General features: G+C 60.6%; 12 protein-coding genes and 3 pseudogenes. 11 read left to right on the forward strand and 4 right to left on the reverse strand.

What is annotated here, in order from left to right; all coding sequences use genetic code 11:
* Window positions 1–125: 125 nt before the first annotated feature.
* The 6 genes and pseudogenes from ACP7AP_RS22910 to ACP7AP_RS22935 all read left to right on the forward strand — a co-directional run.
* A pseudogene (locus ACP7AP_RS22910) lies at window positions 126–866 on the forward strand (SDR family NAD(P)-dependent oxidoreductase); the annotation flags it as partial.
* Between the two features lie 82 nt (window positions 867–948).
* Window positions 949–1,845, forward strand: coding sequence for an NAD(P)-dependent oxidoreductase (locus tag ACP7AP_RS22915; protein WP_426038057.1), 897 nt, complete (start codon window positions 949–951; stop codon window positions 1,843–1,845).
* The gene (locus ACP7AP_RS22920) at window positions 1,845–2,675 is read left to right on the forward strand and encodes an oxidoreductase (protein WP_426038059.1); all 831 of its coding nucleotides are present in this window, start codon (window positions 1,845–1,847) and stop codon (window positions 2,673–2,675) included. Before ACP7AP_RS22915 ends, ACP7AP_RS22920 begins: the two co-directional genes overlap by 1 nt.
* A 54-nt stretch (window positions 2,676–2,729) precedes the next feature.
* A complete protein-coding gene (locus tag ACP7AP_RS22925; RefSeq protein ID WP_426038061.1) occupies window positions 2,730–3,578 on the forward strand; it encodes an alpha/beta fold hydrolase in 849 nt (282 codons plus the stop codon).
* A 35-nt stretch (window positions 3,579–3,613) separates the two neighbouring features.
* The gene (locus tag ACP7AP_RS22930) at window positions 3,614–4,426 is read left to right on the forward strand and encodes an SDR family NAD(P)-dependent oxidoreductase (RefSeq protein ID WP_426038063.1); all 813 of its coding nucleotides are present in this window, start codon (window positions 3,614–3,616) and stop codon (window positions 4,424–4,426) included.
* 1,147 nt (window positions 4,427–5,573) lie between these two features.
* Window positions 5,574–5,936 (forward strand): annotated as a pseudogene (locus ACP7AP_RS22935) (IS66 family transposase); the annotation flags it as partial.
* A gap of 252 nt (window positions 5,937–6,188) precedes the next feature.
* On the opposite strand, the gene ACP7AP_RS22940 reads toward ACP7AP_RS22935, so the two are convergent.
* Together ACP7AP_RS22940 and ACP7AP_RS22945 are read right to left on the reverse strand one after the other, a co-directional pair.
* Window positions 6,189–8,591: a YbcC family protein gene (locus ACP7AP_RS22940; protein WP_426038079.1), complete on the reverse strand. Its 2,403-nt coding sequence runs from the start codon at window positions 8,589–8,591 to the stop codon at window positions 6,189–6,191.
* 32 nt (window positions 8,592–8,623) lie between these two features.
* Window positions 8,624–10,183 (reverse strand): proton-conducting transporter membrane subunit, encoded by a 1,560-nt coding sequence (locus ACP7AP_RS22945; protein WP_426038065.1) that lies wholly within the window; start codon window positions 10,181–10,183, stop codon window positions 8,624–8,626.
* Between the two features lie 102 nt (window positions 10,184–10,285).
* Between ACP7AP_RS22945 and ACP7AP_RS22950 the strand changes: the two genes are divergently transcribed.
* The 4 genes from ACP7AP_RS22950 (at window position 10,286) to ACP7AP_RS22965 (ending at window position 13,458) form a co-directional block, all read left to right on the forward strand.
* Window positions 10,286–11,167, forward strand: a complete 882-nt coding sequence (locus tag ACP7AP_RS22950) for a LysR family transcriptional regulator (RefSeq protein ID WP_426038067.1) — start codon at window positions 10,286–10,288, stop codon at window positions 11,165–11,167.
* Window positions 11,168–11,394: 227 nt separating this feature from the next.
* Window positions 11,395–11,817 (forward strand): response regulator, encoded by a 423-nt coding sequence (locus tag ACP7AP_RS22955; RefSeq protein ID WP_426038069.1) that lies wholly within the window; start codon window positions 11,395–11,397, stop codon window positions 11,815–11,817.
* Window positions 11,804–12,028: a winged helix-turn-helix domain-containing protein gene (locus tag ACP7AP_RS22960; RefSeq protein ID WP_426038071.1), complete on the forward strand. Its 225-nt coding sequence runs from the start codon at window positions 11,804–11,806 to the stop codon at window positions 12,026–12,028. Before ACP7AP_RS22955 ends, ACP7AP_RS22960 begins: the two co-directional genes overlap by 14 nt.
* A gap of 218 nt (window positions 12,029–12,246) precedes the next feature.
* Complete coding sequence (locus ACP7AP_RS22965) at window positions 12,247–13,458, forward strand: MFS transporter (RefSeq protein WP_426038073.1); 1,212 nt, start codon at window positions 12,247–12,249, stop codon at window positions 13,456–13,458.
* 184 nt (window positions 13,459–13,642) lie between these two features.
* Here ACP7AP_RS22965 and ACP7AP_RS22970 read toward each other — a convergent pair whose 3' ends face one another.
* Window positions 13,643–15,949: a heavy metal translocating P-type ATPase gene (locus tag ACP7AP_RS22970; protein WP_426038075.1), complete on the reverse strand. Its 2,307-nt coding sequence runs from the start codon at window positions 15,947–15,949 to the stop codon at window positions 13,643–13,645.
* 93 nt (window positions 15,950–16,042) lie between these two features.
* Between ACP7AP_RS22970 and ACP7AP_RS22975 the strand changes: the two genes are divergently transcribed.
* Complete coding sequence (locus ACP7AP_RS22975; protein ID WP_426038077.1) at window positions 16,043–16,483, forward strand: MerR family transcriptional regulator; 441 nt, start codon at window positions 16,043–16,045, stop codon at window positions 16,481–16,483.
* A gap of 58 nt (window positions 16,484–16,541) precedes the next feature.
* On the opposite strand, the pseudogene ACP7AP_RS22980 reads toward ACP7AP_RS22975, so the two are convergent.
* Window positions 16,542–16,853, reverse strand: a pseudogene (locus ACP7AP_RS22980) (arsenical-resistance protein); the annotation flags it as partial.
* Window positions 16,854–16,971: the final 118 nt, after the last annotated feature.

The raw sequence follows: 16,971 nt of genomic DNA on the forward strand, positions 1-16,971 counted from the left end.
TGCGAAGCTCCATAGGATGTGATTTGCCCATCTCGATCCCCTATATCTGGAAAGATCAGGGAATCAGAAACCGTCCAAGATGGGAAGCCTGAATCATATGAACGGCGACTTGCTCTAAGTTTAATAACCACGTGGCCGTCGTTACCGGAGGATCAACCGGCATCGGCTTCTCCATCGCGCAAGCCCTCGTCGCGCAAGGCGCAAAGCGTGTCTATATCACCGGCCGAACGGCCAAAACGTTGCACGAGGCCGCCGCTCAACTCGGCCAAGCGGCCGTTGCAGTGATTTCCGACGTTTCCAGTCTTTCGGATCTGGCAAAGTTGAAGGCCGAAATCGACAAGCATGGTGATCGGTTGGATTCCGTTTTCGCGAATGCCGGGATTTGCGAGAAGAACGATTTCGGGAACACAGGCGAAGCGGAGTTTGACAAGACTTTCGATATCAACGTCAAAGGCGTCTTTTTTACCGTCCAAACCTTGCTGCCTCTCGTGAAGGACGGCGCATCAGTGGTGCTGACGGCCTCGATATGCGCCAACAACGGCATGGAGGGCCTCAGTCTCTACAATGCCTCGAAATCCGCTGTGCGGTCCTTCGCACGAACCTGGGCCAACGACCTCCGGGATCGAAAAATCCGCGTCAATGCGCTCAGCCCGGGGTTCACGCTCACCCCCCTTATGGAAAATGGCCTCCAGATGGGTAAAGCCGAGATTGAAGCATTGAAGGAATTTGCGGCTGCGCAAGTTCCTGCAGGATATTTGGCAGACCCAGCCGAGATCGCGTCCGCCGCCCTGTTCCTGGCATCGGAGGATGCCAAGTTTGTCAACGGCATCGAACTGACGGTCGATGGCGGTGTGTCGCAAATCTGAAGATTGCGACATCCGGGCGGCCCGGACCCGGGCCGCCCAAAATGGAGTATCGAACATCTTAAACCACTAACGGAGGTAAATTATGGAAATTGGATTCATTGGTCTTCGGGCCATGGGAACAGCCATCGCCCGAAACCTGGTCAAAGCCGGCAATGACGTACGCGGCTGGAACCGCACCCCCGTCGCGCCCGAAACCGTGCCCGGAATGACGCTGATCGACAACCCGGCGGAGGCCTTCGACTCCGACGTGGTGTTCACCATGCTGTCGGACGACGCGGTGATCCGGGACGTGATCCTTCGTCCTGCCCTTCTCGCGCGTGCGCGCCCGGGGCTCATCCATGTCGTCACGTCAACGATCTCGGTTGCCTTCGCGCAGAAACTTGAGAGGCTTCATGAGGCAGCGGGTCTGCAGTATGTGTCGGCGCCGGTGCTCGGTCGCCCGAACGTCGCAGCCATTGGCCAACTGAACATGTTGGTCGGTGGCAAGCCGGAGGTGATCGCCATCATCGAGCCTTTGCTCGCCGTGCTCAGCAAGAAGGTCTGGAACCTTGGCGAAATTCCGGCTCAGGCCAATGCGGCCAAGCTGGCGGCCAACATGATGATCGCCATGGCGATCGAGGCCATGGCCGAAGCCGTCGTTCTGACCGAAAGCGTAGGCCTTGATCGGGCGCGTTTCTTCGAGCTGATCCTTGGCACGCTTTTCGCTGGCCGCACCTATGAAAGCTACAGCGCCCAGATCACCGAAGGCGCGTTCGAGCCCGGCTTCAAAGCGAAGCTTGGGCTCAAGGATCTGCGGCTTGCAACCCAAGCAGGCGGTGCTACAGGGCGCAGCTTGCCAATGCTCGACGCGGTGCAGCAGCGGTTGGGCGAGGCAGTCTTGGCCGGGCTTGGCGAAAAGGACTGGTCGATAATGGCCCACGTCACCCTGCGCGGCGGCGGCCTATCACCGGCACCCGTTACCGTAGCGGGAACGCATTAATGAAGACCTGGCTCATCACCGGCTGTTCCAGTGGTTTTGGCAAGCGCCTGGCAATCGCCGCCGCTGACCGCGGCGACCAGGTTGTGGCGACGGCACGCGATCCGCAGGGGATCAAAGACATCGCTTCCACCTATGACGGCCGAATGATCACGCTGCCGCTGGACGTAACCGATGCAGCGTCTGCGGTATCAGCGGTTGCCAAAGCCGTAGAGGTGTTCGGGGGCCTCGACATTCTGGTCAACAACGCAGGCTACGGTCTGTTCGGCGCAGTCGAGGAAGGCACGCCCGATGAGTATCGACCGATGTTCGATGTGAATGTGTTTGGCCTGATCGAGACGACCAAGGCCGCCCTCCCCATCCTTCGCGGCACAGGTGGGACAATCGTCAACTTCTCGTCGGGCGCGGGCATCGCCGGTGGCGGAGGTGGCGGCTATTACAACGCCGCGAAATTCGCGGTCGAAGGCGTATCCGAAGCCCTTGCGGACGAACTAAGGCCGTTCGGCATCCGCGTGATCATCGTCGAACCCGGCCCGTTCCGCACCGAATTCCTTGGTCGGTCGATCACCATGGCGGCCAGGCAGATGCCCGAGTATGCTGCAAGCTCTGGCAGGCGCACGAATTATCGCGAAACGAACAACGGCGCCCAAGCTGGCGACCCGGACAAGGCGGTGGCTGTGATCCTGCAAGCAGTCGATGCCAAGGAGCCGCCGTTGCATCTTCCGCTCGGCCCCGTGGCCTACGGGATCGCAGAACGAAAGCTGAAAGCGTTCCGAAAAGACATGGATGCCTGGCGCGATGTCGCGGTCCACACAGATTTTGATCGGGCATGAGGCTCAGCCCTTTGCCCGTCAGCTGACACAATTTTCCAACTTGGGAGTTAGACTATGATCGCAACTTTGGATGGATTTGCACAACAAGTCGTTCCGGCAAACGGTATCAAGATCAATACCGTCACCGGCGGCGAAGGTCCGCCGATCGTACTGCTCCACGGTTTTCCGCAGACCTGGTGGGAATGGCGCCACGTCATGCCGTTGCTGGCCAGGCACTTTAGCGTGGTGGCTGTGGACCTGCGCGGTGCGGGCTTTTCGGACTGCCCGCTAGACGGCTATGACAAGGCGGCACTAGCACGTGATGTGCACGAGGTCATGCTTGCGCTCGGTCATGATCGCTACGCAGTGTGCGGTCATGACATCGGCGGCATGGTTGCGCTTGCCCTTGCGGCAACGCACCGGGATGCCGTTTCCCATCTTGCCGTGCTCGACGTGCCGGTTCCGGGATGGAGCGAATGGGAGGCTACATCTGCCAAGCTATGGCATTTCGGCTTCCACTTGAACCGCGATCTGCCAGAGCGCCTGATTTATGGTCGCGAATACGACTATGTCTCGGCGTTCATCGCCGAGCGGATATACGATCACAGCAACTATGATCCGGCGGATATTGATATCTATGCCAAGGCCTTAGCTCTACCGGGGCGGACGCGCGGTGGCATGGAATGGTATCGCAGCTTCACCGCCGATCATGCAGCGGCACTTGAGTATAAAAAGCAGCCGCTTGAAATGCCGGTCCTCGCGCTGGGCGGCGATCAGCGGTACGGCTCCCGCATGGTCCCGATGCTTGCGGAGTTTGCGCGCAACGTGACCGGAGGCGCTATCTTGCGCTGTGGCCATTATGTGGCGGACGAGCGACCCGATGAGGTAGCCGCGGCGCTGATTGAATTCCTCTCCGTCAAATGAGGAAAAAGCGCAGTAAAGTAGAAAGGTTTTAGACCATGGACCTTCAACTGAACGGCAAGACGGCGCTCGTCACCGGAAGCAGCAAGGGAATCGGCGAGGCCATTGCGGCAGCACTTGCCCGCGAGGGGGCGCATGTCGTTGTTCATGGCCGGGATAGTGTGCAGGCTGACCGTGTGGTTGCAGCCATCGCAGCACTTGGGGGCCGCGCCTTTGCCGCATTGGCCGATCTGACACGGGACGAAGATGTTGAAAGGCTGGTCGCAGAGGTGGAGAACCGCGTCGGCGCGGTGGATATTCTGGTGAACAATGCCGGGGGCTCCGGCCCGAAAAGCGACTGGCAGACGACGGAACCCACTCAATGGACGGCCAGCTATGACCGCAATGTCCTTGCGGCACTTCGTGTCACGACCGGCTTCCTGCCCAAGATGCGGCAGGCGCGCTGGGGGCGTGTCATCAATATCTCTAGCGGGGCCGCGACCATCCCGCCTGCAACCGGGCCCGATTATTCCGCAGCTAAAGCGGCGATGAATGCCATGACCGCTTCGCTCGCGAAAGCAGTTGCGGCCGAGGGCATCACTGTCAACGCGGTCTCTCCGGGAACCATACGAAGCGCAAAGCTGGAAGACGCTTTTCGTAATGTGGCGGCGGATCGCGGGATTGCGGCGCGAAATGCGCCTTGGGACGAGGTTCAAAGTGGCGTACTGCCGCTGTTCGCGCAAGTCCCGCTTGGCCGGGTAGGCGAATTGGCTGAACTGGCCGATGCGGTCGCGTTCCTTGTTAGCCCTCTTGCAGGCTACATCACAGGCATCAACTTGCGCGTCGACGGTGGCTTTTCTCCCGTCTTGTAAAGCGTGCTGGTCGCGATCAATCCAGCCTTCCGAAAGACGGCCTTTGGAACCCACCTGCAACGGACGACGCCGCGTGGCGTTACGGTCAGGATATTGCCACAACCGAAGATTGTGACGCCACATGAATGGTCGCTTTGCCACTTGTCTCGTAATCGTTCGGTCTGACTGCGGTTAGCTCCTGCTTAACTGACATCGCGCTGTGATGATCGCAATGCCAACCCCGGGTGACCGGTCTGGGAAGTCGCAAGCCTAGTCGCTGCCCATCCCGACCGTCGCCTGTGGGCCGCTCATTTCGGTTCAGGCTGTTCGGTTAGGGCATCGCAGATGGCTCGAGGTCGGCCCGGTTCCGGTGGAGCATCTTACCGATTTACACCTACGCGAAATTGACTTACGCGTTTGACCAAAGGCCATTCAACATTGGCTCACAAAGGTGACGCAGACGAGGGAGATTTCGAAGCGGGTCAACAATAGGTAACCTGTTTGATCACTTCGTTCCCCGTTTGGACCCGTCCGCTGCGGTTGAGTGCGGCACTGTGCGGTTGAAAAACATTTCTCGTTCAATAGGTTATAGCGTAATCTGTTGAAATCAAAGAGCTTGCATCTTTCCGACGGATTCGACTTATAATCTGAAGGTCACAGGTTCAAACCCTGTTCCCGCAACTAAAATATCTCAAGATATAAAAGCCCTGCAGAGCGTCCTACGGGGCGCTTTTTGCATTACTGACTCTACATCAACGCCACAACAACACCAGACCGGAAAAACGGCAATGACGGGCATATGCGGGCATTGGCAGGCAATCGTGTCCCCAGCTGCGATCCGCAGAGTTGTTCAAGCGATCCGTGAGCGGTGCGCCGCCCCCACTTTTTGCCTGACCATGTGATCTGCGATTGGGTTGCCCATGTAGTTTTTCTTGGGAGGCGTGCTTGGAAGTCCATCGAGAGCACCATTTGCGGTCCGTGAGCCGGATGGAGGTTTTGGCCGGGCCGACGGGCCAGCGTCGCGGTCGGGTGCGATGAAGCGTCGGATAGACTCATCAACCGATGCCCGTCAGGTCGCGGAACTGGCGGCGGCCTTGCGGGCGGCTTTGTGATCTTCCCGTCCATACCATTGGCTGACAGGCGAATGGACATTCGCCAAGAGGCCGGGTGGCTCACCCACCACCGCGCCCGCGTGTCCGCCAAATCCTCTTTGGGCGAGGCGTTGAAATGCATCGCAAAATACTGGACTGGCCTTTGCCTCCTCATGGTCGATGGCCGGGTCGAGATAGACAACAACACCGTCGAGCGCACCATCCGCCCCATCGCACTGAATCGAAAGAATACCCTCTTCGCCGGTCACGACGCCGGTGCCGCAAACTGGGCCACTATCGCGTCACCGGTCGAGACCTGCAAACTCAACGCCGTCGAGCCGCACGCCAATCTGACCGCAACTCTCCAGGCCATTGTCAACGGGCATAAACAAAGCCAAATCGACGACCTGCTGCCATGCAATCATACCGCCAAGGTGTGATCGGCGCACCGCTTACAGAGATCGCCGGATAAGAAGCGTAGAAGTTGCACGCGATGGGCGGGATGGGGCAATCATAACAGGCTGTGGATCTGCGTGGCGTCGGTGGGAACCTCATATTCACTAACCTAGGATGGCGTTGAACCCCCAGTTCGGAGCTGGAAATCCGTGGGAGACATATCTTAGCTCGTTTGAATCTGCGGCCCTAAAAATTGAGGCGGTAGTTGTATCGGCAGAAGTTAAGACCCTGTGCAATCAACTTGCGTTTCGCGGCGGAACGCAATCGCCGTGCGCCCAACTCAACCCACCCACATAGCGCCCCTGTATCTGACCGGTGTCATCAAGAGTGAACAGATGCAACCAAAGATTGTCGAACAGGGATTTTACGCCGCCATGACGCACAAAGATATCGTTGATAGCGGCCTGCGGGGCCTCGACGATTACTGACAAACGTAGGGGTTCGTGCGCAAATTCCGCCCCGTCATGCACTGACTGCCAAGGCAGACCCGTGCGCAAAAGGCCGCCATTGCCTTCGACCACGCCAATGCCGCCTGTTACGTTGTGCAGCAGTTTGTTGCCGCCCCCAAAGGCCGCAGGGGCCACGGTCGAGCCGTAGTATTGCAGGCTGATCCAGCTTGCCACCACAACCGGGGCGGTCAGGATCAGTTCCAGCACGCCAAACCCCTTGTCCTGTCGCCAGTCATAGTCGTGCAGGAACGCCCGCCCACCAAGGTTTTGTGCGGCTGTGCGGCTGCGCGGGGCGGCGACAAAGGCACGGCAGCCCGCAAGGCCCCATTCGGGGCGCACTTCGGCCCAGTTTCGCGACCGTCCCGCGATGTTGCTGGCACGATCGGCGCGGGGCAGGCGCAGGGCACGCTCCCCACGAGCCATCAGCCCGGCAGCGGTCAGCCAGTGTCTGATATCGGCAATATCGTTTGCATGGGCTGGCGAGGGCGTGTCGTCGGCATAAACCAGCACATCATCGGTGGTGGTGTCATGCAGGCCTGCCACGAACAGCGTGTCATCGGGGATGGTAATGCCGCGCGCGGGCAGGCCCTGCCGCACCTCAAGATCGTTCAGCAAAGCGGCCAGCAACCGCGCGTTGACCTCGCCCGAATAGCCACCGCAGGCTCCACAATGCAACGCGCTGGCGTGAGGGTTATTGGTTACATTCGCGCCGTGTCCGGCCAGCAGGACAACACGGGCAAATCCGTCTGTCATCGACATCGCGCGCAGGACCATTTCCGCCGAGGCCAGTTTTTGATCGGTATTCAGTCCGGGCGATAACTGTGGTGCCGGATCACGCGGCAGATGTGACGCGCCCAAACCAAGAGCGTCGCGTACCAGTTTACCCGCATAAATCGGCCCGGTCGCCTCGACAAAGGCAAAGGATGACACGGCGGCCAGTTTGAACCGGCCCCAGGCGCGATTGGCGCGCGCAGTGATCCGCGCGCTTGCCTCGGCCCCCGGCTTGGGCGACAGGGCGCAGGATTTGACTGTCGGGTTCAGCAAGACCGGCAACCGGGCTTCGGGTACGTCAGAGGCGAAGGGAAGATGTTGCACAAAGACACCAAAGAAGCCTGCAAAGCCGATGGTCTGGATGCCGGGGTCCACGCTTTCCAGCGCGCGGCGGAACACCTCAGACCGCACGTCGATACATAAGGCCGCTTGCAGTAGTGGGCGCGTCTGCGTGGTAGCTTGGGCAGGTGCGGCAAAGGCCGCCGCCATGTCGCGCTGTGCGGCACGCTCGCATGCCTCTTGCAGAATAACGTCAATCACCTGATCGGGGGTCGGGTGCAAAGGTTGCGCATGAGCGGCCACGGCATCGGCCCAGTCTGAGGCGATCTTGTCTTTGTATTGGCCCAACAGGGCCACGTCCCACAGCAGCCGGATAACCAGCAAATCGGTGACGGCGCTGTCGGTGCCACCGGCCAGTTCGGCCAGCCACAGGTCATAGCGGGCATACTGACTCCAGCCGCCAAGCGACATCAAGGTGGCGTGAAACGCCGTGTCCAGCGCCGCGTCGGGCAAGCCCAGCCGGGACGTGGCCATTGCGAGTGCTTCGGCTGCGGTTGCCGGGGCAGCAGCAACAAAAGCCGCAAAGCCCGAAAGCCCTGCGATTTCAGGCGTCAGGTCATGGGCCGCAAAGCTGCGCCAAGCGGCATAGGCCGATGGTCCGGGTGCTATTGTCCACAGAGCCTGCCCCTTGTCGAAATGTCCCGCCGCCCAAGCGCTGAAGCGGTCGTTCACCACGGCGAGCCAGTCGATGCCGGATGCTTCTGCCGCCAGTTGTGCCACGTTTGGCAACCCCCGCTGCTGCGGAACCATTTTGTTGACGGCAGCCTTCAGCGCGGCAAGGCTCAACGGGCGATTGGTATCTGGGCATGCGGCAAGGGCAGACGTCAGATCAGCATCGGTGATCCGGCCATCCTTAATCCGCTTCAGATACCAGTCGCGCGGCTGCGTGACGGGCGTGCCCGCAATCCGCCCCAGACGCGCCGCCGTCATTGCCAAACTGTCGCCAGTCTGGCCCAAGTAGGGGTTGACTGCAACACTGGCGGCCAGCGGGAACAGCGGCGGGATCGCACGGGCGGCCGCATTGGCAGCAGCCATCAGTGCGGCACTCGGGATCAGATCAAAATCGGGGTGATGGATCATCATGATGGGGAACCTCGGGATGTTTGAATGGATCAGGCGCCGCGCGACGTCGACCAGCCGCCCAGCAGCCGGTCGAACACCGCATTGGCATAAAGCCCGTTTGTCAGATGCACGCGCAGGCCAGCCGCCGCCGGATGATGCGCCCAAAGTGGAAACAGCGCCTGCGCGACGGCGACCAGACCGAAACTCAGCACTGCCAGCACTATCAGCGCCCATTCCAGCGGACCCGGGGCCGGGGTGGCGGGCAGGGTTCCCTTGGTCAGTGCCTCGGCCGCCGCCTGTAGCGCGAAGTAGCCCAGCGATGCTGCCAGCGCATAGATCACTGTCGCGCGCGTCAGCGCCTTGGGCGCGGAGCCTGCTAGCCCTTGCGCAATCAGATAGGCCACGCCAAAGATCAGGATAGCCCCCAAAGCAATCGCTTGCGCAGACTTGTGGTCGAACCCGGTCGCTATCCCAAACCCCAGCGTCATCAACGCATAGATGGCAATCGCCGCCAGAAACGCCTGCCCCACTTTTGCCCCGGAAGGTACTGCAATCGGCCCTGGCCTGCGCACCAGTGCCACGGCATCAACAGCACCACCCGAGCCCAAAAAGGCATGCGCCTTGTAGAGCGAATGGGCGACGACGTGCAGCAGCGCCAGCGGGAACAGCGCAAGTCCGCATTGCAGTACCATGAACCCCATCTGCGCCACGGTGGACCAAGCGAGCGAGGTTTTGACCGCCGATTGTGTCAGCATCACCATGCCGCCAAAGATCGCCGTAAACCCGCCCAGCATGACCAGCACTGCCAGCACGCCGGGGGCGATTAGCATCACATCGGCAAACCGGATCATCAGAAACCCGCCTGCGTTGATCACGCCAGCATGGAGCAGGGCCGATACCGGGGTCGGCGTTTCCATCACCTCGGTCAGCCAGCCGTGGGTGGGAAATTGCGCTGACTTCAGCACGGCCGCCAGTCCGATCAGCGCTGCACCCCAAGCCGCAGCCGTCGGAGCCATACCAGCCCGCGCCGCGTCAAGGATCGTCGCAATATCGCCGCTGCCAAATCCGCGCCACAAAATAAGTGCTGCAGCGACAATCACCAGATTGGACAATCCTGATGTGACCAGCTTCTTGCGCGCGGCACGGCGCGCTTGCGGACGGTCGGGGTAAAACAGCAGCAGCTTATGCAGGCTTAGGCTGGTGGCGATCCATGCCAGCACCAGTTGTACCAGATGTCCCGCCATCACCAGCAGCAAGACGGCGGCCAGCGTGGCGCACATCCAACCCATGAATGCGCCCTGCCGCGCCTCGCCGTCCACATAGGTGGCCGCATAGCGCAGCACGACCCAACCGATAAAGCTGACCAAGCACAGCATTACAGCGCTGACCACATCCAGCCGCACGGACAGACCGGGCAGAAGGTTTGCCGTAGATGGCCCGCGCGTGATCAACAGCGCCACCGCACCCAAGGCTACACCCATCGCGACGATCCCTGCGGCCTCAGCCGCTTTTGCAACCCCAGCGGGGCGTCGTCCGGGTCGCACAAAGCCCGTCGCCGCCCCGAGGATCAGAAACAGCGGGGCTACGTAGATAATCAAGGCTGTGATCACAACTGCGTCCTTTCATGTATGGCCTTAGCCTGGGTGGTAGCTGCGCTGCGGCAAGGTGTAAAATACATTGTTTGTCTAAAACCGTTCGTATAAATGAAACAAATGACCGATCTCAATTATCACCATCTTCACCTGTTCCGTGCCGTGGCCCATGACGGCAACCTGACCCGCACTGCCGAAAAGCTGCACCTGTCGCAATCGGCGATCTCGGTGCAGATCCGCAAGCTGGAGGACCGGCTGGGCCATCTGCTGTTTGATAGGCGCGGTCGGCAGTTGCACCTGACCGAAGCCGGGCGCATCGCCCTTGACCATGCCGACGCAATCTTTGCCGTCGGCGATGAACTCCTCGGCACCCTGCGAGATGCCGGGCGTGGGCTACAGGTGTTGCGGGTGGGCGCGCTGGCCACCTTGTCGCGCAACTTTCAGTTGGGGTTTTTGCGCCCGGTGCTGGGACAGCCGGGGACCGAGGTGATTTTGCGCTCTGGCAGTTTGTCAGAATTGTTGTCCCTGTTGGAGACACTTAACCTTGACGTGGTGCTGACCAACCAGCCGCCGCAGCGCGACGCGACAACACCGTTCGTGTCGCACCGGCTGGCAGAACAGCCTGTCAGTCTGGTGGGCACGCCAGCCCGCCTGAAAGCGACGACCAGCCTGGCGCAGCGTCTGGCAACCCTGCCAATCATTCTGCCCAGCACCAACAGCTCGATCCGCATCGGGTTTGACGCGCTGGTTGCGCAATTGGGCATCCGGCCCAGCATTGTGGCCGAGGTCGACGATATGGCGATGATGCGCCTTTTGGCGCGCGAGGATGCAGGGCTCGCGGTTCTGCCACTGATCGCCATCAAGGACGAGTTGGAACTGGGCATCCTGATCGACGCCGAACGTTTGCCGGGTATTTCCGAGACCTTTTACGCCGTCACGCTGGACCGCCGGTTTCCCAATCCAATGCTGCAACGGCTGATCAGCCCTGCCGCTGAAAGCTGAGGCTCCTACAGCGAATAGCTCTGCCCTAATTGCAAAGGCCCGAAATGCCGAGTTCATATTGGCTTCGGTCGCTACCAGCCAACTTTTTCATTTGAAAATGACGAAATGGTCATCTGGTCGACCGCGTGTTGTTAATCTTTTGGTGTACCGGATGAATACCGGAATCGGCCGAAAGGCGATTGAATGCTGGAACGCCAAGTCGGCGTCCTGGTAAAACAGAAAGTACGATGAAAATATTGGTGATCGAAGACGAGCCCAAGACCGTCGCCTACCTTGCGAAGGGGCTGCGCGAGAACGGCTATGTTGTCGATCACGCGGGTGATGGCGGGTTGGGCGCGCACATGGCGGTGATCACCCGCTACGATCTGATCATTCTGGATGTGATGCTGCCAGAACTTGATGGCTGGGGTGTGTTGAAGGAGTTGAAAGAGCGCAGGGTCAGCACGCCGATCCTGTATCTGTCGGCACGCCATGACGTGCAGGACCGGGTGCGGGGCATCGAGCTTGGGGCGGAAGACTATCTGGTCAAGCCCTTTGCCTTTAGTGAGCTGCTGGCGCGGGCGCGCGCAATCCTGCGCCGTCGCGCGGGCAATTCTGCGCCGTGGGCGGACAGCCCGGAAAGCGACGGTGTTTCAGGTGGCCGATCTTAAACTGGATCTGGAGCGGCACCGGGCTGTGCGGGCGGGCAAGTCGCTTGATCTGACCCAGAAAGAGTTCCTGCTGCTGGCGCTTCTGATGCGGCGGGCTGGCGATGCCTTGTCGCGAACGATCATCGCCGAACAGGTTTGGGACATTAATTTTGAAAGCGATTCCAACATCGTAGATGTGCATATGCGGCGGCTGCGGCTGAAGGATCGATGATCCGTCTTAGCACAAGCTGATCCCCACGGTGCGCGGGATCGGGTATCGGATGCAATTACACTGGACTTGTAAGCCATCAGGGGCTGTCTGACGGCGGCCCCTGAAATACCTCTCACCCAGAGTCCCGATCAAAAACGGTTTATCCTTGTTGGCCAATCTGTGCCACATCTGGGCAACCGCGACGGCCCTAATATGCCCTGCAGATGGAAAGGCTTGACATGACCGCTGTGCGCACTGGCCTTGCCGCGATTCCGCGCGGGATTTGGGTTTTGGGGTTTGTCAGCATGCTGATGGATATCTCTTCCGAGATGATCCACAGCTTGCTTCCGCTGTTCATGGTCACCGTGCTGGGGGCCAGTGCGTTGACCGTCGGCCTGATCGAAGGGCTGGCCGAGGCGACGGCGCTGATCTCCAAAGTGTTCTCCGGTGTGCTCAGCGATTGGTTCGGTCGCCGCAAGGGACTGACATTGCTTGGTTATGGCATTGGTGCAATCACCAAGCCGCTGTTTGCCATGGCCCCCAGCATCGGAATTGTGCTGACCGCACGGCTGCTGGACCGGGTTGGAAAAGGCATCCGGGGTGCGCCGCGTGATGCGCTGGTGGCCGATATCGCGCCGCCACATCTGCGCGGTGCGGCGTTTGGCCTGCGCCAGTCGCTGGATACGGTCGGGGCCTTTGCCGGGCCGTTGCTGGCTGTGGGGCTGATGTTGTTGTGGCAAAATAACTTTCAGGCCGTGTTCTGGGTTGCCGTGATCCCGGGCGCGCTTGCAGTTTTACTACTGGCCTTTGGCGTACAGGAACCGCCGCCGCAAAACGTGACCAAGCGCACAAACCCGATCCAGCGCGCCAACCTAAAACGGCTGGGCACCGAATACTGGCGCGTCGTGGTCATAGGTGCGGTTTTCACATTGGCGCGGTTCAGTGAGGCATTTTTGATCCTGCGCGCGCAGCAAAGCGGAATTGCCATCGCACTGGTGCCCTTGGTGATGGTGGCAATGAATGTGGTCTATGCAGCTTCCGCCTATCCATTTGGCAAACTGTCGGACCGCATGAGCCACGCCAAACTGCTTGCCCTTGGGCTGGTGATCCTGATCGCCGCCGATCTGGTGCTGGCCTCTGGGGCACATTGGGCCGTGGTTTTGGCGGGGGTTACTTTGTGGGGGTTGCACATGGGCATCACCCAAGGGTTGCTGGCCACCATGGTAGCCACCACCGCACCGGCCGACCTGCGCGGCACGGCTTACGGATTTTTCAACTTGATGAGCGGACTGGCCCTGCTGCTGGCCAGCGCTATCGCTGGGCTGCTGTGGGATCAGTTTGGGGCGGAGGCCACGTTTCTTGCTGGCGCGGCAGTCGCCACCGTTGCCTTGGGGCTGCTGGTGATGTTCAAACCCAAGGCCGCAGCAACTGCGACGGAGATGGATCATTGAGCTTGAGGTGGCTGTTCGGCTCCGGTCGCAGTGCTTATAGAATTTGTAGCATCGTTCCGACGCATGAGTATGTCAGGCATCCGGCTATGTCCGGCGCGGTGGCCAAAGTATAAAGTGCCAAAAAACTTTCATCGGCGACCCTTGTTCGTGCAGCATCGAAAGACACAAGATAAGGGCCGTTCCTTCACCCCTCACGCTCGGGGTTGAAGCGCAGAAGGCGAAGAGCGTTCAGCGTGACCAGTACGGTTGCCCCGGTATCGGCAAGAATGGCGATCCAAAGGCCGGTCATCCCGAGGATTGTCGTCACCAGAAACACCGCTTTCAGCCCCAGCGAAATCGTCACGTTCTGGCGGATATTACCCATCGTGGCCCGTGCCAGCCGCACCATCGCCGCCACATCCGTCACCCGGTTGCGCAGCAGGGCGGCGGCGGCGGTTTCCAACGCCACATCTGTCCCAGACCCCATTGCCACGCCTACTGAAGCCGCCGCCAGTGCCGGGGCGTCGTTGATGCCGTCTCCGACCATTATCACGCCGCCGACTGCCACCATCGTCTTGATCTCGTTCACTTTATCCTCGGGCAGCAGTTCTGCGCGATGCTCCATCCCCAGCAGTCCCGCAATCGCGGCCGCGGTACGGGCATTGTCGCCAGTCAGCATCACCGATGTCACGCCCATGGCTTTCAGTTGCCGCACGCCTTCGATGGCATCGGCGCGCGGCTCGTCCCGCATGGCAATCAGCCCGAGCGCCAGTTTCTCACGAAACACGACAACCACGGTCTTGCCATCTTCCTCCATCTCTGCGGCCCGGCGCATGCCGAGACCGTCAAGTGCACCCATTTCGGAGGCGTAGCGCGGCGAGGAAACCCATGCCGGTACGCCGCCGACCATGGCTTCCACGCCCTTGCCAATTAAAGCTTTCGCGCCGGTTGCGGGCAGGGGTGCTACCTTGCCTTCCTCCGCCCGGCGCAAGATCGCCTCGGCCAAGGGGTGGCTGGAGCCGGTCTCAATCCCGGCGGCTATTGCCAACAGTTCGGCTTCGGTGGCTCCTAGCGCAATCACATCGGTCACGGCGGGGCGCCCGACGGTCAGCGTGCCGGTCTTGTCGAAGGCCACGCGAGTGGTGCGGGCGGCAGCCTCAATCACCGCCCCGCCCTTCAGCAGGATGCCGCGCTTGGCCCCTGACGACAGTGCCGACGCAATCGACGCGGGCACCGAAATGACCAGTGCACAGGGGCAGCCGATCAGCAGCAAGGCCAGCGCGCGGTAAATCCAGGTGTCCCAGTCTGCCCCCGTGGTCAGTGGCGGGATGATCGCCACCAACACAGCCAACCCAACAATAGCGGGCATGTAGATGCGGCTGAAACGGTCGATGAACCGTTCGGTTGGTGCGCGAGCGGTCTCGGCCTCCTCCACTAGCGTGATGATCCGCGAGATGGTGTTGTCCTCGGCTGTCTTGGTCACAGTGATGCGCAAAACCGCTTCGGCATTGATCGAGCCTGCAAACACCGCATCGCCCGGCCCCTTGGTCTTGGGCATGGATTCGCCCGTGACCGGGCTTTCATCAACGCCGGAGGTGCCTTCGGCAATCTCACCATCGGCAGGAATACGGCTCCCGGGCCGGACCAGCACCCGCTGGCCAATTTCCAATGTGGCGGCGTCCACTTCGCGCGTTGTGCTATTTTGTTCGATGATCGCGGTCTTCGGTACCAGATCGGCCAAAGCGCGGATCGACGCGCGCGCCTTGTCGGCTGCCACACCTTCAAGCACCTCGCCCACGGCGAACAGGAACACCACCAGGGCGGCTTCCTCCGCAGCCCCGATGAACAAAGCACCAATCGCGGCGATGCTCATCAGCGCCTCGATGGTGAAGGGAATACCCGCGCGCAGGGCCGCAAAGGCATGGACGGCGACCGGGGCGACCCCGATGACGCAGGCGGCGATAAAGGCATAGTTGGCCAGCGTCTCTGAGCCGAACAACTTCACAGCCCAAGCCGCAGCCAACAAAATGCCCGTGCCGATCACCAGCTTGCCCTTTGACGTTTGAAACCAGCGCTTGTCGTGGTCTTTCGGATCAGTGGCATGGCTGTGCCCCGGTCCGCCATGGCCGGGGTCTGACGGGGCGTTTGCCTTGGGTGCGGTTGAGTGCGTAGCAGCGGCCGTAGCAGCCGAAGCAGGGCCATGATCGTGCCCGGCGTGGTCATCACCCGCATCATTTTCAGCCTCTGGCACCACGAACGCCTTTTTACGCGCAACCGGCGATCCTTTGGACGCGATGCCGAAGCCCAGCTTTTTCACCGCTGCTTCCACCGCTTCGCGTGGCGTGCGACTGGCATCGAGATTGAGCGTCAGACGTTCCGATATCACGCCAACTTGCACATCAGCGACTCCGGGCAGCCTGTTCAGGGCTGTGGTGATCTTGGCGGCGCAACTGGCGCAATCCATGCCGGTGACAGTCCAGTCGCAGCGTTCGCCTGTCTCATTCGCGTCCATCGTAACCCTTTCGGCCGCCATAAGGGGCGGAGCTTGTATCCATCGAGTCGCGGGTATAACTTCTCTAGCAACTAGAGGTTCAAGAGGTTTCTCATGCTGACGATCGGAAAGTTAAGCGAAGCTGCTGGTGTCAAAGTGCCAACCATCCGCTATTACGAACAAATCGGGCTTTTACCCGCAGCTGATCGGTCCACAGGCAACCAGAGGCTATATGGCTCTGCGGCGGGCGACCGGCTGGCCTTCATCCGCCACGCCCGCGATCTTGGTTTTCCGTTGGAGGCGATCCGCGATCTGCTGGGGATGTCGGACCGTCCAGACCAGCCTTGCGCTGCGGTGGACAGCATCGCAAAGGCGCAGCTTCTGGCAGTCGAAGGCAGGATTGCGCGGTTGATGGCGCTCAAATCCGAACTGGAACGCATGGTGGCACAATGTGCTGGCGGAAGCGTCGCCGATTGCCGGGTGATCGAATGTCTGGGCAGCCACGCGCATTGCACCACCGACCATGGCCGCGAATTGGCCGAAGTGTCGGAATGACCGCGCTGCCGATGCACGGACTTAGGCCTTTGCCGCAATAGCTGGGCATGTCTCTGCCGATCACCGCCTGCGTGATGGTCCAGAAACCTGCGTCAATGACCGGTCCTTCAAGCCCGAACAATGGCGGCAGCACCGTCAGAAAAAGCCACGCGTAGCTGAAGAAGATCAGGATCTGGAACACGGAATTGAAGGCGACCAAGGCAGCACTATACTGCCCATCGCCACAGGTAAGCCCGTTCCAGATCAGCACCATGGCGATGCAGCGGGCGAGGCCGATCAGGATCAGCCCGGTCATCTATTTCGGGCTGTCATGCAGGAAGATCACCGCGAGTGCGCACATCAGAACCGGGCCGATCACCCAGTTTTGCAGCTGACCTGCCCCCCGGAAACGCCCTAACTTTAATGTAGAGTCTGCCCAACCCTGAAGGAGCAGACGAATGCGAAAGAGCCGTTTTACCGAGACGCAGATCATCGGGATGATCAAGGAG

This window comes from Cypionkella sp. TWP1-2-1b2, assembly GCF_049896245.1.
Classification (GTDB): domain Bacteria; phylum Pseudomonadota; class Alphaproteobacteria; order Rhodobacterales; family Rhodobacteraceae; genus Cypionkella.